Source organism: Lysobacter sp. TY2-98, from assembly GCF_003367355.1.
Lineage (GTDB): Bacteria > Pseudomonadota > Gammaproteobacteria > Xanthomonadales > Xanthomonadaceae > Cognatilysobacter.
Map to the genome: position 1 here is coordinate 2,472,689 of NZ_CP031413.1, position 20,607 is coordinate 2,493,295.

Annotated in this window: 21 protein-coding genes; 14 read left to right on the forward strand and 7 right to left on the reverse strand. The window is 68.1% G+C overall.

The window, feature by feature from the left end:
* Positions 1–2 precede the first annotated feature (2 nt).
* Together DWG18_RS12065 and DWG18_RS12070 are read right to left on the reverse strand one after the other, a co-directional pair.
* Complete coding sequence (locus DWG18_RS12065; RefSeq protein ID WP_115647416.1) at positions 3–419, reverse strand: hypothetical protein; 417 nt, start codon at positions 417–419, stop codon at positions 3–5.
* Between the two features lie 39 nt (positions 420–458).
* Positions 459–1,214 (reverse strand): pteridine reductase, encoded by a 756-nt coding sequence (locus DWG18_RS12070; RefSeq protein ID WP_115647417.1) that lies wholly within the window; start codon positions 1,212–1,214, stop codon positions 459–461.
* 60 nt (positions 1,215–1,274) lie between these two features.
* Here DWG18_RS12070 and DWG18_RS12075 point away from each other — a divergent pair, with 60 nt between their 5' ends.
* The 12 genes from DWG18_RS12075 (at position 1,275) to DWG18_RS12130 (ending at position 13,776) form a co-directional block, all read left to right on the forward strand.
* Positions 1,275–2,480, forward strand: coding sequence for an SAM-dependent methyltransferase (locus DWG18_RS12075; RefSeq protein ID WP_115647418.1), 1,206 nt, complete (start codon positions 1,275–1,277; stop codon positions 2,478–2,480).
* Positions 2,480–2,815, forward strand: coding sequence for a VanZ family protein (locus tag DWG18_RS12080; protein WP_115647419.1), 336 nt, complete (start codon positions 2,480–2,482; stop codon positions 2,813–2,815). The genes DWG18_RS12075 and DWG18_RS12080 overlap by 1 nt, the downstream gene beginning before the upstream one ends.
* Positions 2,816–2,879: 64 nt before the next feature.
* On the forward strand, positions 2,880–4,013 hold the full coding sequence (gene mltB, locus DWG18_RS12085) for a lytic murein transglycosylase B (protein ID WP_115647420.1): 1,134 nt from the start codon (positions 2,880–2,882) through the stop codon (positions 4,011–4,013).
* Positions 4,010–5,251 (forward strand): septal ring lytic transglycosylase RlpA family protein, encoded by a 1,242-nt coding sequence (locus DWG18_RS12090; protein ID WP_115647421.1) that lies wholly within the window; start codon positions 4,010–4,012, stop codon positions 5,249–5,251. The genes mltB and DWG18_RS12090 overlap by 4 nt, the downstream gene beginning before the upstream one ends.
* Before the next feature lie 134 nt (positions 5,252–5,385).
* Positions 5,386–6,594, forward strand: coding sequence for a D-alanyl-D-alanine carboxypeptidase family protein (locus DWG18_RS12095; RefSeq protein WP_115647422.1), 1,209 nt, complete (start codon positions 5,386–5,388; stop codon positions 6,592–6,594).
* A 159-nt stretch (positions 6,595–6,753) separates the two neighbouring features.
* Entirely contained in the window at positions 6,754–7,692 is a 939-nt protein-coding gene (locus DWG18_RS12100; RefSeq protein ID WP_240318523.1) for a CsgG/HfaB family protein, read from the forward strand.
* A 234-nt stretch (positions 7,693–7,926) separates the two neighbouring features.
* Positions 7,927–8,223 carry a hypothetical protein gene (locus DWG18_RS12105; RefSeq protein WP_115647424.1) on the forward strand — a complete coding sequence of 99 codons (297 nt, stop codon included), beginning with the start codon at positions 7,927–7,929 and terminating at the stop codon, positions 8,221–8,223.
* A gap of 53 nt (positions 8,224–8,276) precedes the next feature.
* On the forward strand, positions 8,277–8,555 hold the full coding sequence (locus DWG18_RS12110) for a DUF493 family protein (RefSeq protein WP_115647425.1): 279 nt from the start codon (positions 8,277–8,279) through the stop codon (positions 8,553–8,555).
* Positions 8,543–9,250: a lipoyl(octanoyl) transferase LipB gene (gene lipB, locus DWG18_RS12115; protein ID WP_115647426.1), complete on the forward strand. Its 708-nt coding sequence runs from the start codon at positions 8,543–8,545 to the stop codon at positions 9,248–9,250. Before DWG18_RS12110 ends, lipB begins: the two co-directional genes overlap by 13 nt.
* Positions 9,251–9,417: 167 nt before the next feature.
* On the forward strand, positions 9,418–10,419 hold the full coding sequence (gene lipA, locus DWG18_RS12120; RefSeq protein ID WP_115647427.1) for a lipoyl synthase: 1,002 nt from the start codon (positions 9,418–9,420) through the stop codon (positions 10,417–10,419).
* 296 nt (positions 10,420–10,715) lie between these two features.
* Positions 10,716–12,893 carry a carboxy terminal-processing peptidase gene (locus DWG18_RS12125; RefSeq protein WP_115647428.1) on the forward strand — a complete coding sequence of 726 codons (2,178 nt, stop codon included), beginning with the start codon at positions 10,716–10,718 and terminating at the stop codon, positions 12,891–12,893.
* Positions 12,894–12,957: 64 nt separating this feature from the next.
* Positions 12,958–13,776, forward strand: coding sequence for a methylated-DNA--[protein]-cysteine S-methyltransferase (locus DWG18_RS12130; protein WP_115647429.1), 819 nt, complete (start codon positions 12,958–12,960; stop codon positions 13,774–13,776).
* On the opposite strand, the gene DWG18_RS12135 is transcribed toward DWG18_RS12130, so the two are convergent.
* Positions 13,773–14,087 (reverse strand): hypothetical protein, encoded by a 315-nt coding sequence (locus DWG18_RS12135; protein ID WP_162823832.1) that lies wholly within the window; start codon positions 14,085–14,087, stop codon positions 13,773–13,775. The two genes, DWG18_RS12130 and DWG18_RS12135, sit on opposite strands and share 4 nt — an antisense overlap.
* Before the next feature lie 310 nt (positions 14,088–14,397).
* On the opposite strand from DWG18_RS12135, the gene DWG18_RS12140 reads away from it, so the two are divergent.
* Positions 14,398–15,711 carry a tyrosine/phenylalanine carboxypeptidase domain-containing protein gene (locus DWG18_RS12140; RefSeq protein ID WP_205289353.1) on the forward strand — a complete coding sequence of 438 codons (1,314 nt, stop codon included), beginning with the start codon at positions 14,398–14,400 and terminating at the stop codon, positions 15,709–15,711.
* 109 nt (positions 15,712–15,820) lie between these two features.
* A complete protein-coding gene (gene yedA, locus DWG18_RS12145; protein WP_115647431.1) occupies positions 15,821–16,747 on the forward strand; it encodes a drug/metabolite exporter YedA in 927 nt (308 codons plus the stop codon).
* A 3-nt stretch (positions 16,748–16,750) separates the two neighbouring features.
* Here the strand turns inward: yedA and DWG18_RS12150 are convergent, their stop codons facing one another.
* The 4 genes from DWG18_RS12150 to DWG18_RS12165 all read right to left on the reverse strand — a co-directional run bounded on the left by DWG18_RS12150 (position 16,751) and on the right by DWG18_RS12165 (position 20,587).
* Entirely contained in the window at positions 16,751–18,064 is a 1,314-nt protein-coding gene (locus DWG18_RS12150) for an ABC transporter permease (protein WP_115647432.1), read from the reverse strand.
* Between the two features lie 13 nt (positions 18,065–18,077).
* Complete coding sequence (locus tag DWG18_RS12155; RefSeq protein WP_115647433.1) at positions 18,078–19,238, reverse strand: ABC transporter permease; 1,161 nt, start codon at positions 19,236–19,238, stop codon at positions 18,078–18,080.
* Between the two features lie 69 nt (positions 19,239–19,307).
* Entirely contained in the window at positions 19,308–20,000 is a 693-nt protein-coding gene (locus DWG18_RS12160; protein ID WP_115647434.1) for an ABC transporter ATP-binding protein, read from the reverse strand.
* Between the two features lie 32 nt (positions 20,001–20,032).
* A complete protein-coding gene (locus tag DWG18_RS12165; protein ID WP_115647435.1) occupies positions 20,033–20,587 on the reverse strand; it encodes a hypothetical protein in 555 nt (184 codons plus the stop codon).
* Positions 20,588–20,607 lie beyond the last annotated feature (20 nt).

Consider the following 20,607-nt stretch of genomic DNA (forward strand, 5'->3'; position numbering starts at 1 on the left):
GGTCAGTCGTCGCCGCGCGGCGGCATCGCAGCGAGTTCCGCGTCCATCCACGTGATGGCGTCGCCGACATCGCCGAACACGTCGAAGTTGAAGCTCAGGCGTCGGCCGATGATGAAGCCGATGCGCCCGGGGTCGACGAACGCAAGGGGAATCACCAGCGCGACGACGAATCCGGGCGATGCCTCCGCCGCGGACGCCCATTCGAAGATGCTGTCGATGCGCAGCGCGAGCGAGGGATTCTCGCCGCCGTTCCAGCCGTGGAAGTCGGCGAGCAGGCCGCGCCGGCCTGACGCGCACGCGATGCGGATCGCATCGGTGACCGCGGCGCGCGCGGTATGCAGCGGCAGATCGTTGCCCGGCGCGACATAGGCCGCGCCGTCGGGCATCCGCGGAATGGCCGCGACAGGCTCGGTCGTCATGCCGCGGACTCTAGGCCTGCGCACGTGCACGGCGCATGGTCAGCCGGCGAGCGTGCGTCCACCGTCGACCGCCAGCACGTGGCCGGTGCAGTAATGCGCATCGAACAGCAGCCAGCGCACGGCTTCGGCGATTTCCTCCGGCGTCCCGGTGCGGCCGAGCGGCGTGCGCGCGAGCATGGCGTCGCGCGCGGCGGTGTCGCCGCCATCCTCCGGCCACAGGATCGCGCCGGGTGCCACGGCATTCACGCGCACCTCGGGACCAAGCTCGAGCGCGAGCGCCTTCGTCGCCATCTGCAGGGCGGCCTTAGCCATGCAGTAGACGCTGTGCTGCGGCAGCGGGCGTTCGGCGTAGATGTCGATGATGTTGACGATCGCGCCGTGCGTGGCGCGCAGGTGCGGCGCCGCGGCCTGCGCGAGGAAGAACGGCGCGCGTGCGTTCGAGGCGAAGAGTGCGTCCCAGTCGGAGGGCGCCACGCTGCCGAACGGCGTCTGGCGGAAGGTCGAGGCGTTGTTGACGAGGCCGTCGAGGCGACCGAAGCACCCGATCGTCCTCGCCACGAGTTCGGGCAGACGATCGAAGGCGGCCAGCTCGGCCTGCAGCGGCAGCACGGACTGCGGCCTCGCGCGCTCGAGTTCGTCGGCGAGCGCGAGCGCTGCATCGCGGGAGCCGCGGTAGTGCAGCGCGACGTCGCACCCGGCGGCGTGCAGGCACCGCGCAATGGCCGCACCGATGCGCCGCGCCGCGCCCGTCACCAGCACCACCGGGCGTGCACCGCCCTGCGTCGTCGCCTGCATCACCGGTCCTTTCCGCGAACGTCCCGTATCCTGCGCGAGTCTCCCACGTCCCGTGTCCCGATGCCGATCGATCCCGCTGCGCGCGCCGCGTCCGAGCTGCCCCTGCCCGACGAGGCCGCGCGTGCGCACAGCACCGCGCTGGCGCGGCATATCGATGCGGAGATCGCGGCGAACGGCGGTGCGATTCCGTTCTCGCGCTTCATGGAGCTCGCGCTGTACGCACCGGGTCTCGGCTACTACAGCGCCGGTGCGACGAAGTTTGGCGAAGCCGGCGATTTCGTGACCGCACCCGAACTGGGCCCGGTGTTCGCGGCCTGCGTCGGGGATGCGGTCGCCCCCGTGCTGCAGCAGCTGGGAACGAGTGCCCTCATGTTCGAGCTCGGCGGCGGCACCGGCGCATTCGCGCAGGTCGCACTGATGCGGTTGATGGAACTGGACGCACTGCCGGCGCGTTACCTCATCCTCGAGCCTTCGGCGCAACTACGCGAACGCCAGCGCGCGCGCCTGTTCGAACGCCTGCATCCGATGCTGTTCGAACTCGTCGAATGGGTCGACGGCCCGGTGCCGCATGACTGGAACGGCGTGCTGTTCGCCAATGAAGTCATCGACGCGCTGCCGACGCCGCGTTTCTCCATCCGCGGCAGCGAGGTCATGGAGCAGTACGTCGCAGTGGAAGACGGACATTTCGTCACCCAATGGCGCCCTGCGGATTCGATGCTGTTGCAGGCGGTGCGCCATGTCGAGCGTCGCATCGGGCGCGCACTGCCCGACGGCTACGTCTCCGAGGTGCTGCCGCAGTTGCCGTACTGGATCCAGGCGGTCGCCGGCGGCATGAAGCGCGGCGCGATGCTGTTCGTCGACTACGGCTATGCGCGCAGCGAGTACTACGCCGCCGATCGCCGCGACGGCACGCTGCGCGCGTTCTATCGGCATCGCATGCACGACGATGCGTTCGCCTGGCCGGGGCTGCAGGACCTCACCGCGTCGGTCGACTTCACTGCGCTGGCGGAAGCCGGCGTGGCCGCGGGGTTCGACTTCGCCGGTTATTGCTCGCAGGCGAGCTTCCTGCTCGGCAACGGGCTGGCGGGCGTGCTCTCGCGCATCGAACATCTCGAGGACGACGCCGAACGCCTGCGTCGCACGAGCGAGGTCAAGCGCCTCACGCTGCCGACCGAGATGGGCGAGCGTTTCCAGGCGATGGGCTTCTCGAAGGACGTCGAATTCGGTGCCGCCTTCCTCGCGGGCGACCTGAGCCACCGCCTGTGATGCGACGTCGTGGCGCGGTCGCGCTGTGGATCGCGATGTTCATTGCGATCACCGTCGGCTCGCTGCTGCCCGCACACGACCTGCCTCCGCCGGCGTTCGACGGCATGGACAAGCTCGAGCATGCGCTCGGCTATGCGGTGCTGGCCGGATACGGCACGTGGCTGTTTCCGACGCGTGGCCTGCGCGTGCTGATCGGCGTGGTGCTGTTCGGTGTCGCGATCGAAGTTGCGCAGGGCGTGTTCACGACATCGCGTTCGGCCGATCCGCTCGATGCGATCGCCGACGCGCTCGGTGCGGTGATCGCACAGATCGCCGTGCGCCGCGGCGCGCGCTGAACGAAGGACATAGCGGCGGCGAAACGTGTGATCCGCGCGAAAATCGCGTGATAACCTCGCGACGATGACGACGAATCGCCCGTATCTGCGCTCGCTCACCGCCGCTCTCGCGCTCACCGTCGCCTCGTGCGCCGTGCCGCCGAAGCCGGCGACTCCGCCGCCAACGCCGGTCGCCACCACACCGCCGGTTCCCGCCCCGCTGCCGCCGCGCGTGCCATTCGAAGCCGCACGCGCCAGGTTCGTGCAGGACACCGCGAAGCAGTACGGCATCGATCCGGCGTACATCCAGTCCGTACTGGCGAGCGCGCAGATCCGCGATTCGATCATCGCCGCGATGTCCCGCCCGGCCGAAGCCAAGCCGTGGCGCGACTACCGTCCGATCTTCCTGACCGACGCCCGCATCAATGGCGGCCGCCAGTTCCTCGCCGACAACCGGGCCGATCTCGCCAGCGCCGAGGCGCGCTTCGGCGTGCCGGCCGAGATCATCACCGCGATCATCGGCGTCGAAACCAGCTACGGCGCGAACAAGGGCAGCTATCCGGTCGTGGATGCGCTGTACACGCTGGCGTTCGCGTATCCGCGCACTGGCGATCCCGCCAAGGCCGCGCGCGAGGAGCAGCGCGAGCAGTTCTTCCGCGGTGAGCTCGCGCAGCTGTTCGCGCTCGGCAAGGAAACCGGCTTCGACATCACCCAGCTCAAGGGCAGCTATGCCGGTGCGATGGGCTGGGGCCAGTTCATGCCGTCGAGCTATCGCGACTATGCGGTCGATGCCGACGGCGACGGCCGCCGCGACCTGTTCGACAGCAAGGCCGACGTGTTCGCCTCGATCGCCAACTACTTCGCGAAGAAGGGCGGCTGGGTGCGCGGCGGCGCGGTGGCGGTGCGCGCGACGCACGATCCCGCGGCGCAGACGTTCGAACCTGAGGCGCTCGATCCGATCTACACGATCACCGACCTGAAGGCGCGCGGTTACCAGCCGCTGGCGCCCGTGCCGCCGACGGCGACCGGCGTGCCGCTTCGCTTCGACGGCGTGAGCGGCCCCGAGTACTGGCTCGGCTTCCGCAACTTCTACGCGATCACCCGCTACAACATCTCCAAGCATTACGCGATGGCGGTGTACCAGCTGGCCGAATCGATCGCCGGCCGCGACATCCCGCCGCTTCCTGCCGCCGCTACGGACACGCCCCCGGCCCCATGAAGAAGCTCGTCGTCGTGCTGCTCTGCGCAGGCCTCGCCGCCTGCGCGAGCGCTCCGCCGCCCAAACCGGCGGCATCGAGCGCCGCGATCGTCCACGCGCCTTCGCCGGTCGGGCACGACTGCAGCTGGTACCAGCCCGCCGAAGAGGATCTGAGCAAGCGCGGTGACTACGTCGCCGGCGGCCTGTACCGCCCGGACGAGAAGGACCGCGTGCCCGGCGCGATTCCCGACATCGACTGCATCCCGGAGCCGCAAGTCGTCGCGCTGCCGCGTTCGAAGCTCGGCAACAAGCCGGTGTACTCGGTGCTCGACAGGGAATACCGCGTGCTCGACGACACCCACGGGTTCGTCGAGGAGGGCCTGGCGTCTTACTACGGCGAGAAGTTCCACGGCCGCCGCACGTCGAACTGGGAGGTGTACGACATGTACGCCTTCAGCGCCGCGCACAAGACGCTGCCGATTCCGAGCTTCGCGCGCGTTACGAACCTGGTGAATGGCCGTTCGGTGGTGGTGCGCGTCAATGATCGCGGCCCGTTCCACGAGGGGCGCGTGATGGACCTGAGCCTCGCTGCCGCGGTGAAACTCGGCATCTACCCGGCCGGTACCGGGCGTGTGCGTGTCGAGGCGCTGCAGCCGGGCGACACCGCGACCGGCACGACGTTCGCGTCGACCACGACGTCGCCGATCGCGCCGTCCCTGCCACCGCCCACACCGACCGCGCTCGACGTGGCGACGCGCGATTACCGCTATGCGACGTCGACCACCGGCACCGCGGCGGACAGCCAGCGGTTCGATGCGTGGATGAAGGAGCGCGGCATCCATGTCGCGACCGGCAAGCCGACGGTGATCGCATCGACGGACGCGAAGACTGGTGGGCGTACGGCGGCCGCTTCGGTGTCGACGCCTGCCGCACCGCGTGACGCCGCGCCGTCGATCGATTCGCCTGCAGTGACACCTCCTGTCGCGACCGCCCCTGCGCCCATCAAGCCTGCACCCGCGCTCGACACCGCCGACGCGATCACCCTGCAGGTCGCCAGTTTCTCCACCCGCGACAACGCCGATCGCGCCCTCGCCGCCCTGCGCGGCGCGGGCATCGCCGACGCGCGCCTGTTCGACGCCGTCGCCAAGGGCCAGCCGATCTGGCGCCTGCGCGTCGGCCCGCTGCCGGCCTCCGCCGAGGCGGAACTCGCCGCGCGTCTGCGCGGTCTAGGCTTCGCCGCGCAACGCGTCCACGACTGACCGCGGCGCGCGGGGTTTTCACCCGCGTCGCCGACGCCTTCCTGCGCTTTTGTTTATCTTTCTTTGCTGCCGCGGAGAAAGGTCCGCCCGCAATCCGTTCCATCGCCGCCCGCCGGCCCCGGAGTCCCGCCTTGATGAAGTCCCCCGCCCGCCTCGCCGGCCTGCTCGCCGCCGGTCTCACCCTGACGCTCGGCCTCGCCGTCGCCCAGACCGGTCCTGTTCCGAACAACCAGCCGCCGCCGGCCATCGACGAACTCCCCGTCCCGCCGCCGCCGACCGTGCAGGCCAAGGCCTGGATCCTGATCGACTACGCCAGCGGCAACGTGCTCGCGGGCGAGAACTACGACACGCAGGTCGAGCCGGCGAGCATCACCAAGGTGATGACGAGCTACGTCGTCGCCGCCGAACTCAAGGCCGGCAAGGTCAAGCGCGACGATCCGGTCATGATGACCGAGAACGCCTGGCGCAAAGGCGGCGCCGGCACCGAAGGCTCGTACTCCGGCTTCGAGGTCAACAAGACCGCGCCGCTGATCGAGATGGAAAAGGGCATGGTGGTCCAGTCGGGCAACGACGCCGCCATCGCGCTCGCCGAGCACATCGCCGGCAGCGAGGACGCGTTCGCGTCGCTGATGAACGCCTACGCCAAGCGCATCGGCCTCAAGCACACGCACTGGATGAATCCGGACGGCCTGCCGGCCGAAGGCCACTACACGACGGCGCACGATCTCGCGCTGCTCGGCCGCGCGCTGATCCACGACTTCCCGGAGTCGTATTCGCTCAACAAGATCAAGGAATACACGGTCGGACCGATCACGCAGAGCAACCGCAACCGCCTGCTGTGGCGCGACGCGACCGTCGACGGCATCAAGACCGGCCACACCGCGACTGCCGGCTTCTGCCTGATGGCGTCGGCGCAGCGTGGCGACCAGCGCCTGATCTCGGTCGTCATGGGCGAACCGTCGGACGACCAGCGCATCAACGATTCGCAGGCGCTGCTCAACTGGGGCTTCCGCTTCTTCGAGACGCACAAGCTCTACGACGCGAACAAGCCGATCTCAACGCAGCGCGTGTGGAAGGGCGCGGAGAACGAAGTGCGCCTGGGCCTCACTGAGCCGATGATGGTTACGCTGCCGCGCGGCCGCTACCAGCAGCTCAAGCCGGTGATGGACGTGCCGAAGCAGATCGTCGGCCCGATCGCGAAGGGTCAGAAGATCGGCACCGTGCGCGTGATGCTCGGCAACAAGGTGCTCGCGCAGCGTCCGCTGGTCGCGCTCGATGCGGTCGAGGAAGCCGGCTTCTTCAAGCGCCTCTGGCACGAGCTTCTGATGTGGTGGAACTCGTAAGCGTTCGCGCCCCTGTCGACACGGAAAGCCCGCCTCGCGCGGGCTTTTTCGTCTTAGCAATTCCTTAGCGCGACGCGCCGATCGGCGGCGCGCGTACAGCCGCTATGCTGGCGGCCGGCGCGCCGCGCCGATGACCTCACCGCCAGGATGCTCGACGCCATGACCGTACGGACCACCACCCTTTTCGCCGCCCTTGCGCTCGCCGCACTGCCCGCCGTCGCGGCCAACGTCGACGACGTCCGCAAGCAGCAGACCGCCCAGATCCCGACCTGCGCGCGTCCGCTCGGCACGATCTCGGTGTTGGAGCCGGAAGACGCGACCAACTGGTGGACCGGCCAGCAGCTCGAAGCACCCAGCAAGCTGATCAAGCTGTTCGTCGCCAAGTCGCGCTGCTTCACGCTGGTCGACCGCGGCGCCGGCATGAACGCGGCGATGCGCGAACGCGACCTCGCCTCGAGCGGTGAGCTGCGCAACCGTTCGAACATCGGCAAGGGCCAGATCAAGGCCGCCGACTACGTGATGGTTCCGGACCTCGTCAACGCGAACAACAACGCCAGCGGCGCGAATATCGGTGGCCTGCTGGGTGGGCTCGTCGGCGGCCGCGCCGGTGCGGCGATCGGCGGGCTGAACTTCAAGAGCAAGACGGCGAACGTCGTGCTGACCGTCACCGATGTGCGCTCCTCCGAGCAGGTCGCGATGGCCGAAGGCAATGCCAAGAAGACCGACCTGGGCTGGTCCGGCAACGGCGTGCTGTTCGGCAGCTCGGGCCTCGGCGGCCTCGGCGCGGGCGGCTACGCGAACACCGAAGTCGGCCAAGTAATCACGCTGGCCTACCTGCAGGCTTACAACGACGTGGTGTCGCAACTCGGCGGCCTGCCGGCCAATGCCAGCGCCGCCAACGCCACGCAGGCGGTGACCGTCGCCAAGCCGGCGCGCCTCTTCAGCGATCCGGCCGGCAAGGGCAAGGTCGTCCGCGGCCTCGACGTCGGCATGATGCTGTATCCCACCGGCCAGAAACAGGGCGCGATGTGGGAGGTCGAGGACGAATTCGGCAACAAGGGCTGGGTGTCGTCGATGCTGCTGGAGATGTCGAAGTAACGCGTCTCCGGCGCGTTCTTCCGAAGTGCCGCATGGGTGCTCGCGGCCTTCGAATTCTGAGGAGTCGGTACAGCCGCTCGGCGGAGTAGGCACACGACAACACGCCGCGTTTGCGGCATGGTCATGCAGGGCATTCGCCCTGCATGAACCAACCCCGACCTTACTGACCTTCGGCACGCCCCACTTCAGGCCGCCGATGGCAGCCTACGAATCTGTCCCGCAAGGATTTCCTGCATGAAGACGATGCTGCTCGCGCTGGTGCTTGTGACCGGCGCTGCCCAGGCCCAGATGGCCGAGACGACGTCTACCACCGCGTCCGCTTCGACGGAAAACGCCAGCGCTTCCGAAGCGTCGTCGATCACGACGCCGGCCGCGCCAAAGGTCGCCGACAACGGCGAAAAGAAGATCTGCAAACTCGAGCGCGAACTGGGTAGCAATCGCGCCAAGCGCGTCTGCCACAGCCGTGAGGAGCTTGACGCGCAGAGCGAGGCGTCCCGCGCGGCGCTGTCCGCAGCTCAGCGCGGCCACTGAGGCGTCGCCGGCGCCCGGGTTGTGATCGGCGCGCCGGCCCCCATAGTGGGGCGATGGACATCCACTCCGACAACCCCGATCACGGCTTCCAGTTCCCCGGCGAATTCGAGCTGTCCGCGATGGGTCCCGCCGAGGCCGGACTCGAAGTCTCGTTGCCGCGTCTGCTGGTCGAGGCCGGCGTCGATCTAATCCACGAGGACGTGAGCTGGAAGGCGTCCTCGAACGGCAAGTACGTCTCGGTGCGCATCCGCTTCCGCGCCAACAGTCGCGACGAGCACGAGCGCGCGCACAGGCTGCTGCGTGACCATCCCGAAGTGAAGTGGACGCTGTGAGCGACGCCTGCGCGGCAGTCGCCCCGCCTGACGGCGGTGCCGACGCGACCGTGCCGACGGCGCTCGTCCGCGACCTCGGCCGCCAGCCGTACGAGCCGGTGTGGCGCGCGATGCAGGCGTTCACCGACGCCCGCGACGAGGCCACGGCGGACGAGCTCTGGCTGGTCGAACACGATCCGGTGTTCACCCTCGGCCAGGCCGGCAAACCCGAACACGTGCTGATGGCCGGTGACATCCCGGTGATCCACGTCGATCGCGGCGGGCAGGTGACCTACCACGGCCCCGGCCAGATCGTGCTGTATCCGCTGCTCGACCTGCGCCGGCTCAAGGTCGGCGTGAAGGACTACGTCTGCAAGGTCGAGCAGTCGATGATCGACACGCTGGCCGACTGGAACATCCACGCGGTGCGCCGCGACGGCGCGCCCGGCGTCTATGTCAACGACGCCAAGATCGGCGCGCTCGGCATTCGCGTGCGCCACGGCTGCACGTTCCACGGGCTCGCGTTCAACATCGCGATGGACCTGGAACCGTTCCGCCGCATCAATCCCTGCGGCTACGCCGGTCTGCAGGTGACGAGCATGGCCGGCCTGGGCGGCCCTTCGTCGCTCGAACCCGTGAAGACCCGGCTGATCGAGCACATTGCGCGCCAGTTCGGCCTGTCGACCTGCACCGGACCGGCGCCCCCGTTCGCCTGACCGCCACGCGGACGTCGCAACCACGCATCCGCGCATCGGGTACAGCCCGCCGGCCATCGTCCCGCCCGCATCGACCCGCCGTTGCTCCTGCGTTTTGGCGTTCGACGTCGCGGCGCGGGACAATGCATACCCGGCCCGCGCCGGATCGTCCTCCCACGGCCGCTGCCATGTCCGACTCCCGCACCATTCCCCTCGCCGTCGTCGAAAGCGCCTCGTCCCTGGTCGAGGGCGCGAAGCAGCTGGGCGGCGACAAGATCGGCCGCAGCCCGGTGAAGTTCGACGAGGCGCCGGTGCTGCGCAAACCGTCTTGGATCCGCGTGCGGATTCCATCCGGCAACGCGGTGGCGAACCTCAAGGCCAAACTGCGCGAGAACCGCCTCGTCACCGTCTGCGAGGAAGCGAGCTGCCCGAACATCCACGAGTGCTTCGGCCACGGCACCGCGACTTTCATGATCCTCGGCGAGGTCTGCACGCGCCGCTGCAGCTTCTGCGACGTCGCCCATGGCCGTCCGAAGCCGCCGGATGCGAGCGAGCCGCTCAACCTCGCGCACACCGTCGCCGACATGGGCCTGCGCTACGTCGTTGTGACCAGCGTCGACCGTGACGATCTCCGCGACGGCGGCGCGCAGCATTTCGTCGACTGCATCAGCGCGATCCGCGAGCACTCGCCGCGCACCAAGATCGAAGTGCTCACGCCGGATTTCCGCGGCAAGGGCCGCATGGACCGCGCACTGGAAATCCTGGCGACGAGCCCGCCCGACGTGTTCAACCACAACATCGAGACGGTGCCGGACCTGTATCCGAACGTGCGCCCGGGTGCGGATTACCAGTGGTCGCTTACGCTGCTGCAGCGCTTCAAGGCGCAGCACCCCGACATCGCGACCAAGTCGGGCGTGATGCTCGGCCTCGGCGAGACGATGGAGCAGGTCGAGAACACGCTGCGCGACCTGCGCGCGCACGACGTCGACATGGTGACGATCGGCCAGTACCTGCAGCCGACGCCGCACCACCATCCGGTGATGAAGTACTGGACGCCCGATGAGTTCAAGCAGCTCGAGGACTTCGGCTACGCGCTCGGCTTCACGCACGTCGCGTCGGGCCCGCTGGTGCGTTCGTCCTACCACGCGGACCGCTCGGCGGCCGAAGCCGGCGTTGTCGAAACGGCCTGATCCGCCTGTTGGCGACACGCTGCGTCGCACCGCATCCACGCCGCATTGCCGCCCACGCGGCGCATAGTCCCTGAACCCGCGGCGACCGCCACGGCCGCTGGGTGACGACGCCCGCAATCCCGGCTGAATCCCCGGCGACGGGCGCCGTGTGCAGCTTGCGCTGCGCGCCCCATCGCGTTCATATGGGGTCGACGGCCCGTGCAACTTTCGGCACTGGGCGGCGGTCTCAACCGCATCCACCGTGGTACCCCCGGCGATTGGCCGGACCTGATCGGCGACCCCACCGCCCGGATCCGATGAAGCTCAAGACCTCCCTGCTCGCCCTCCTCCTCACTGCGCCGGTCGCGCTGCTCGCGCGTCCCGACAGTGCGTCCACCGCGATTCCGAACGCGCCCACGCAGGACCAGGCCACCGCGGCCAAGCTGGTCTACGGCCTGCTGTCGGACAGTCGCTACGCGTACCGCCCGCGCGCGCTCGACGACGCGCTGAGCGCCGACATCTACAAGCGCTATCTCGAATCGCTGGATCCGAACAAGCAGTTCTTCACCGCGCAGGACATCGCGAAGTTCGATGCGTACAAGGACAAGCTCGACGACGCGATCAAGAGCGGCGACCTGAGCCCCGCGTACGCGATCTTCGCGTCGTATCGCCAGCACGCCACCGCGCGTGCGCAGTACGCGCGTGAACTGCTCAAGCAGAACATCTTCGATTTCAGCGGCAACGACCAGTTCCAGTACGACCGCAAGGATGTGCCGTGGGCCGCCGACAACGCGGCGCTCGACACGCTGTGGAAGGAGTCGGTGCGCAACGACTGGCTGCGCCTGAAGCTCGCCGGCAAGCAGCCCGACGAAATCCGCAAGACGCTCGACAAGCGCTACGCCAACCTCGCGCAGAGCATCGGCGAGTTGAAGGGCGAGGACGTGTTCCAGTCCTTCCTCAACAGCTATGCGAATGCGGTCGATCCGCACACGGATTACTTCACCCCGCGCAGCGCCGACAATTTCAACCTGACGATGTCGAACACGCTGGAAGGCATCGGCGCCGTGCTGCAGAAGCAGGACGACGTCGTGGCCATCCGCGAGATCGTCGCCGGCGGTCCCGCGTCGAAGACCGGCAAGGTCAAGCCGGGTGATCGCGTGATGGCGGTCGGCCAGGGCACCAGCGGGCCGATGGAAGACGTGATCGGCTGGCGCATCGACGATGTCGTCGCCAAGATCCGCGGCACCAAAGGCACGACGGTTCGCCTCGATGTCGTGCCGGCGGAATCGCCGCTCGATTCGAAGCCGATGCGCGTGAACATCGTGCGCGATCGCGTGCGTCTCGAGGACCAGGCCGCCAAGGCCGAAACCATCGACGTGCCCGCCACGAACGGCAAGCCCGCGCAGAAGATCGGCGTGATCAAGCTGCCGGCGTTCTACCAGGACTTCGACGCGCGCCGTCGCGGTGACAAGGACTTCGCGTCCGCCACGCGCGATGTCGCGAAGCTGCTGCAGACGTTGCGCGACCAGCACGTCGACGGCGTCGTGCTCGACCTGCGCGGAAACGGCGGTGGTTCGCTCGACGAAGCCATCGAACTCACCGGCCTCTTCATCGACGAAGGCCCGGTCGTGCAGGTGCGCGAGTCCGGCGGCCGCGTGACGGTCAACGGCGACGACGACAAGCACATCGCATGGGAAGGCCCGCTCGCGGTGCTGATCAACCGCGGTTCGGCGTCGGCGTCGGAAATCTTCGCGGGTGCGATCCAGGACTACGGGCGCGGCCTCGTCATCGGCGAGACCACGTTCGGCAAGGGCACCGTGCAGACGCTGCTCGATCTCGACCGCTGGCCGGCGAATGAGCAGGCGCGCTTCGGCCAGGTCAAGCTCACCGTGCAGCAGTTCTTCCGCGTGAGCGGCAGCTCGACGCAGCACAAGGGCGTGGTGCCCGACATCGCGTTCCCGGCGTCGGTCGATGCCAGCGAATTCGGCGAGAGCACCTACGACAACGCGTTGCCGTGGGCGCGCATCGCCGCCGTGCCGCACACCACCTACGGCGATTTCCGCCCGATCCTGCCGACACTGCTCGCCGATCACGAGAAGCGCGTCGCCGCCGATCCGGAATTCCAGTGGTGGAGTCAGGACGTCGCGCAATTCCGCAAGGAACGTGCGGACAAGTCGATTTCGCTCAACGAGGCCGAACGCCGCGGCGAGCGTGACCAGGAAGAAGCCAAGCGCAAGCAGCGCCAGGCCGAGCGCGCCAAGCTCGGTATCGCGCTGGATCCACTGGCGGACGACGACGACGACGGCCTGCAGGCGAACGAGCGTGACATCGCGAAGGATGCGCAGCGCGACAAGCTCGCCGACAAGCGTCCCGACCCGCTGCTGCGCGAAGCCGCATCGATCCTGGGTGACGCGGTGAGTGTGCTCGGCAACGATCGCCAGCTCTCGGCGAAGGTGCTGCCGACCGCGCGCAGCCCGGGCCACTGGGCCGACTGATCCGATCGCAACATCGCAACAAACGGATAGCGGGCGCCTTCGGGCGCCCGTTATCGTTTCAGCCATGGACCGCACCCCCGACAAACTCGACCGTGCCCGCGACCTGCTCGACGACGGCGAGCCCACGCTGCAGCAGCTGGCCGATGCGGTCGGCTGGAGCCCCGCGCACCTGCAGCGCCGCTTCGCCGCGCGCTTCGGGCTGAGTCCCGCCGACTACCTGGCGCAGCGCAAGCTCGGTCGCCTCAAGCAGGCGCTGCGCGATGGCGTCGACGTCACCACCGCGATCGTCGACGCCGGCTACGGCTCACCGTCGCGCGTGTACGAATCGGGCGCCGCGCGGCTGGGCATGGCGCCGTCGCGCTATCGCCGCGGTGGCGCGGGCGAGGCGGTGCGCTGGAGCGTCATCGACACCGCGCTCGGCCGCGCACTCGTCGCTGCGACCGAACGTGGCATCTGCTCGATCGAACTGGGCGACGACGAAGCGGCACTGGAAGCGAAGCTGCGGCACGAATTTCCGCAGGCGACGCTGGAGCGCGTCGACGAAGGGCGTGATGATTTTCTCGCGCCGCGCCTGCAGTCGGTCGCGAATGCGCTCGCGGGACTCGCATCGGACGTCGAGCTCGATCTCATCGGCACGGCGTTCCAGAAGCGCGTCTGGGACGCGCTGATGCGCATTCCGAAAGGCGAGACCCGCAGCTACGCCGAGCTCGCCGAATCGCTCGGCGCACCGCGTGGTGCGCGTGCGGTGGCGCGGGCGTGCGCAGGGAACCGGCTGGCGATCGTGGTGCCCTGTCACCGCGTGGTGCGCGGTGATGGCTCACTGGGCGGCTATCGCTGGGGGCTGCCGCTCAAGCAGCGCGTGCTGGATCGCGAGCGGGCTTAACCGCGCGTCGGTGACGCGCCGGCGGCATCTCCGTCGCGCCGACGCTGCGCCGCATTCGGCAGCGGCAACAGCGGCAGATCGCCGCGGCTGTCGTCCCGGACATGATCCGCGCCGCTGGCGAGCAGGTCCCGGCACTGCTGCAACGCGCCCTCCGCTTCGCGCAGAAATTCGATGGCCGATTCGATGTCCTCGTGCACGAGTTCACGACCGACGCTGGCGGCCACGCTCGCCGTGCTGACCATGTTGCGCAGGTCGTGCAGCCAGCGCGCGTGGGACGGCGTTTCGTCAAACGGTGGGATCGCCTCGAACATCATCGACTGCGGGACTCCTGGCCGATCGGCCTTCACGACGCGTTGACGCCACCTTATCGGGCACCCCTCCTGCCGCTCAATGGACGCTTGGCGTATTCAGCAATTCAGCAAGCTGATGCGCGTCACACCATGCGGCCGCGCATCCACTCAAGCGGCTGCACGCGAGCGGCCGTACGTGCCGCACGTGCGGACCCGCGTCGCTGCACCTAGGGGCAATAGGCACCACGGCGCGATCCGCCTCTAATGACGTCACGCGACGCGCCTTATGCGCGCGTCGCCATCGTCGCCGTGCTGAGACGGAGAGTGCGTCGTGGCCACCGTTTCCCCGCCTATCGAAACCGACGAACGCCTGCAGGCGCTGTTCGCATGCGATCGCGCGCTGTGCAAGGTCAGCGGCAAGATCCGCGTGCTCAATGCGATCGGCTGGCCGGCCGAGATGGAAGCGCGCTTTCTCGAAGGTTGGCGGGCGGGCCGCCCCGAACTTCCGCGACCGCCGACAGTGCCTGTTGCGCTGGACGCGGAACTTGATGCACTCGACGGGATCATGCACACGCTCGATCGCGGGCATCCCGTCGGCAACTGGCTGTTCAAGACGGCGTGGAGCTATCGCGTCGCAGCGCGCATGCTCGGGCAGATCGGCCATCCCGGTTTCACGCGGTGTTCTGCCTTGCTCTACGGGCGACCTGACGTGCGCTATCGCAGCCAGGACGTGTGCAATGCGGACGCGGCACAGGAAGTGCTGACGATCACCGACGATCTGATCGATCGCCAATTGCTCGCGCCGGTCGACTGCGACATCCCCGCAGAGACGTTCGCCGAGCGCCTGCGCGAACGCATCGGCGAGTTCTTCGTCCATGACAAGGTCGACGTGGTGCTGGATCCGACTCTGTCGTCGAAGGCGACGGCGAGCAGCACGAAGGTGAAGTTGCGCGCCACCGCCGTGTTCTCCGAGGCCGACCTCGACCAGCTGCTCGAGCACGAGGCGTTCATCCACACCGCGACGTCGCTCAACGGCAAGCACCAGCCGCATCTCAAGGCACTCGGCCTCGGTGCGCCGCGCACGACCCGCGCGCAGGAAGGCCTCGCGACGTTCGCCGAATGCGTCACCGGTGCGACGGACATCGTGCGGCTGCGACGCATCGCGCTGCGCGTGGTGATGGTGAAGCGCGCACTCGAAGGCGCGGACTTCATCGAGATCTTCAAGGGCTTCCTTGATGCCGGCCAGAGCGACGTCGAAAGCTACCGCAGCGCGTCACGCATCTTCCGCGGCGGCGACGTGCACGGGCGCATCTGCTTCACCAAGGACGGCGCCTACCTCGAGGGGCTGTTCGCGACCCACCTGTTCGTGCGCAAGGCGCTGCAGGAAGGCCGTGCCGAATTGCTGCGCATGCTGTTCGTCGGCCGCGTGACCATCGGCGACGTGATCACGCTCGCGCCGTACCAGCAGTCCGGCCTGATCGCCCGTGCGGTCTACGTGCCGCCGTGGGCGCGCGAGCCGCAGCGCATCCTCTCGCTGCTCGCATTTTCGGCGGCGGCGCAGAAGTTCCGCCTCGACACCTTCACGCTGGAGCGTTTCGCCGAGCACGAGGACGAGGTGATCGAGGACGCCGGCAGCGGCTACTGACGTGCGACGCGCAACACGGTGATCCAACCTCCGGCACGGACGCCGCGTTGTCGCAGGCGATAGGCTGTGCGGGTCGGCCGCGCCCGCGGCTCTTCCCGGATCCCACCCGATGCACGCCCCTGCCGCGCGCACCGCCTCGCCGCTCGCCATCGGTGCCGCCCTCGCCTCGCTTTACGTGTTGTGGGGCTCGACCTATCTGGCCATCCGCTTCGCGCTGAAGGGCTATCCACCCTTCATGCTCGGCGCCTGCCGCATGTTCATCGCCGGCCTGTTGATGTTCATCGTGCTGCGCCTGCGTGGCACGCCCGCGCCAACCGCGAAGCAGTGGCGCACGCTGATCGTGCTGTCGATCTTCATGGTGCTGCTGTCAAACGGCTTCGTGAATCTCGCCGAGACACAGGTGAGCTCGGGCCTTGCGGCGATCGCGGTGGCGTCGATGCCGCTGTTCGCGGGTGTGTTCGCGATGCTGCGCGGCCGCCATCCATCGCGTGTGGAATGGATCGGCCTGGTCGTCGGCTTTCTCGGCGTCGTGTGGCTCAACGCCGGCAGCGCGTTGCGCGGTTCGACGCTGGGCCTCGTCTGCCTGACGATCGCGCCCATCGCCTGGGCCTGGGGCTCCATCTGGAGTCGCGACCAGGACCTGCCCGAACCGTTCATGGCCGCGAGCGGACAGATGATCGCGGGCAGCGGCTGGATGCTGGTCGCCGCGCTGATCCACGGCGAGCGCTTCGCCGCGGTGCCCAGCACGTCATCGACACTGGCGATGCTCTACCTCGTCGTCGCCGGCAGCATCTTCGGCTTCACCGCCTACATCTGGCTGCTGCACCACGTGCGCCCCGCGCTCGCGACCAGCTATGCCTACGTCAATCCGCCGCTGGCCGTCGTCTTCGGCGCGCTGATCGGCGGCGAGCATTTCACGATGCAGGACGTCGGCGCGATGGCGGTGATCCTGGTCGGCGTAGTGATCATCACGTTGTCGAAGGCTCGGGCCGCAAAGCCTTCGCCGCCGGTCGCGGAAAGCGAGCCGGCGGCGTAGCGATTACTGCGCCCGCAATGCGTCCGTCACTTCCATCCGCGCGGCACGCAACGCGGGGAACAGGCCGCCCACGAGGCCGATGCCGAGCGCCCACTTCAGGCCCGTCCACAGCAGGTCGGGCGAGACGCGGAACTGGAATACCACCTGGCTGAAGTTGTTGCCCAGCGTCGACACCGAGTGGCCGTTGAACAGCAGCCACGCAAGCAGTGCGCCGATGACGCCGCCGACGAGCGCGAGCAGCATCGTCTCCAGCATCACCGCGGTAACCACCGGCAGCCCGCGGAAACCCAGCGCGCGCATCGTCGCGATCTCACGTGCCCGGCCGGACACCGCCGCGTACATCGAATTGAGCGCGCCGAAGATCGCACCCAGCGCCATGATCGCGCCGATCACCTTGCCGAGGATGTTGATCAGCTTGGTGAGGTTTTCCGACTGCTTGGCGTAGTAGTCGTGCGTGGTCATGACGTCGAGCTTGAGGCGCGGATCGGCGGCGAGCGCGGCTTTCAGACGCTTGAAGCCGGTCGCGCCGTCGAGCTTCGCCGTCACCGACTGGAATGCCTGGCGCTGGTACGCGGGGCCGAGCACGTCGACGTCCGCCCACAGTTCCGACTCGTGCGAATCACCCGATTCGAACGCGCCGACCACCGTCCATTCCTGCTGCGCCAGCTTGAGTTTGTGCCCGACTTCGAGGCCGCGGAACTGACTCTGCGCGCCGCGCCCGACGACGATCTCGCGCAAGCCCGGATTGAAGCGGCGGCCTTCGACGATCTTCAGCTTCGGTCGCACCTGCCAGGCGGCAGGACCAACGCCGCGGAACTGCACGTTGGAATCGGTGCCGTCGGCCATCGACGGCAGGTTCACCACCTGCGACAGCTCCGGCGAAATCAACGCGCGGCCGTCGCTGCCGCGCTGGATGCCGTCGAGCGACTGGATCAGCGGCACCTGGTCGCGCGTGATCACCGAATTGGTTTCCGCCTGCGAACCGCCGCGCAGGATGATCGCGGTGTCGGTGCCGCCGGTGCTGGCCAGCGTGGCGCGGAAGCCTTCGCCCATCGCGAGCATCGCGACCAGCACGCCGACCACGCCGGCGATGCCGACCACGATCACCGACGACGCACCGAGTCGCTGCGGCAGGCCTGCGATGCCGACCTGTGCCGCCGCAAGCGCGAGGCGACCGCTGCGGGTCAGGAACAGCCACAGCGCCGCGAGCACGGCGAGGCCCAGCACCATCGGCCAGGACAGGAACATCCAGACGACGAGTCCGACGACCAGCAGCAGAAACACGCCCGCGTTCGAGAGGAAACGTTTGATGCGCATGACGGTGTCCTCCTCAGCGCCCAGCCAGGGCGTCGACGATGTTGAGGCGCATGGCGCGCAGGGCAGGCAACAGGCCGGCGAGCACGCCGAACAGCACCATCAGCACGAGGCCGGTCGCCCAGCTTTCCGGCGGCAGGCGATCGGGTAGCGCGATGAAGCCGCCACTGCCCTTGCTCACCACCTGCATGGCGAGCGGCGCGAAGAACAGACCGAGCACCGCACCGATCGCCACGAGCAGGATCGACTCGAACAGCACCAGCGCGAGCACGGCGCGATCCTGGAAGCCGATGGTCTTCAGCACGGCCAGTTCCGGAATGCGCTCGCGCACGGCCTGCGCCATGGTGTTGCCGGTGAGCAACAGCAAGGTGAAGAACACGGCCGCCATGATCGCCGTGACGATCAGCCCGATGTCGCCGATCTGCTTGGCGAACGACTGGTTGAACGCTTCCTCGGTCTGCGTCTTGGTTTCGTGGTCGGAGTTCGCACTCAGACCGTCGATCGCCTTGGCGACGCGGTTCGACACGCCCGCGTTCTCGACCTGCACGATGTACCAGCCCACGCGACCCTTGACGTAGTCGTTGGCTTCGTCGAAATAGTTCCAGTGGAACAGCAGCATCTGCTCCTGGCCTTTGCGCTTGACGTCGTCGATGCGGAAGATGCCGTCGAGCTTGAAGGACCAGTCGTTACTGCCCTTGGTCGGGAAGATGGTCGCCTGCATCGGGATGGTGTCGCCGACCTTCCAGCCGAACTTCTTGGCCAGCGTTTCACCGACGATCGCGCCCTGGCGATCCGCTTCCCACGCCTTGCGCTGAGCAGCCGGCAACTGGAACTCGGGATACAGGTCGAGATAGTCCGGGCCCACCGAGAAATTCGGGAAGAAGTTCTTCGGATCCTGGTAGATGCCGCCGAACCATGCGGCATACGTCGACTTGCGCACGCCTGGAATCGACTTGATCTGTGGATCGAGCCGGTACGGCAGCATCTGCGTGATCGACAACCGCGAGGCCACGACCATTCGATTCGCACCCGTCACGTCGCCGCCGGAATTGAAGGCGACGCGCACCGAGTCCAGCATGCCGAACAGGAAGAACGCGACGAACACCGACAGCAGGGTCAGCAGCGTGCGCGTGCGGCTTCGGAACAGCGAAGCCCAGATGAGATGCAGGTATTTCATGTCCGCCTCTTCGAAACGTCGAAAGGCTCCGCGGTGCGGAGACGGCGGCGCGTGTGCGCCGCGACGGGATCAGTGCGCGTAGGACGGCTCGTCGACCAGCACACCCTTGTCGAGGTGCACGGTGCGACGGGCGTGATCCGCAGCCTTCGGATCGTGCGTCACCATCACGATCGTCTTGCCGTGTTCGCGGTTGAGCGTCTGTAGCAGTGCGAGGATTTCCTCGGCGGACTGGCGGTCGAGGTCACCGGTCGGCTCGTCGCAGATCAGCAGCGTCGGATCCGACACGATCGCGCGGGCGATTGCGACGCGCTGCTGCTGGCCGCCCGACAGTTCGTTCGGCTTGTGCTTGGCGCGATCGGCGAGGCCAACGAGTTGCAGCGCGATCGCTGCGTTGCGTGCACGCTGCGCCGCGTTGAGCTTGGTCAGCAGCAGCGGCAGTTCGACGTTCTTCTGCGCGGTGAGCGTCGGCATCAGGTTGTAGAACTGGAACACGAAGCCGACGTTGTCGCTGCGCCAGTTGGCGAGCTGGCCGGCGCGCAGCGTGTCGATGCGGCGACCGCCGATCTCGACTTCACCACCGGTGGGCGTGTCGAGCCCGCCGATGAGGTTGAGCAGCGTCGACTTGCCCGAGCCGGAGGGGCCCATGAGCGCGACGAAGTCGCCCTCGGGAATCTCCAGATCGATGCCGTGGAGCACTTCGACGCGTTCGGCGCCGCGCTGGTAGGTCTTGCGCAGGCCTCGGATGCTGACGAGCGACGACATGGCGATCTCCTGCAGGAATGCGTGCGAATGGATCAGGCGGCGACGGGACGCGCTGCGCGTTGTTCGCGCAGCGCTATGACCAGGGCGAACGCGGCTTCGATGGCACCGCCGGCGAGCGCGGCGACTGCCGGCGTCATCAGCACGCGGCCGAGCGCGAAACCGGCGGCGGCGAGCGCGAGGCCGCAGGCCCAGTAGAGGCGCTCGCCGTACAGCGTGTCGAACGTGAGGTAGCGGCCGCCGATGACGAGCAGCATCGCCGGGAAGAACCACTCGATGTGCAGGCGCGACGCGGCGTAAGCCAGCGGCAGGCTGAAGACCAGCCAGAACGTGCTGGCACCGGCGAGCATGCCGAGCGGATTGCCCTTGGCGTGCGCGCCGCTGCGACCAGCGAGCTTGGACAGCAGCACCGATGCCGGGAAGATGAAGACACCCGCGACGAGCAGCGTCCACACGGCCGTGTCCGCCGGCCCCCGCATCGCGACGATCGCCGACGCGAACCACGCGATGGACGAGGCCGCCATGCCGGTGGCGCCGCCGTAGTACGCCCGGCGCATGTCCGCCTGGGCCTGTTGAAGATCGAACGTCATGACACTCCTCCCTGTGATCG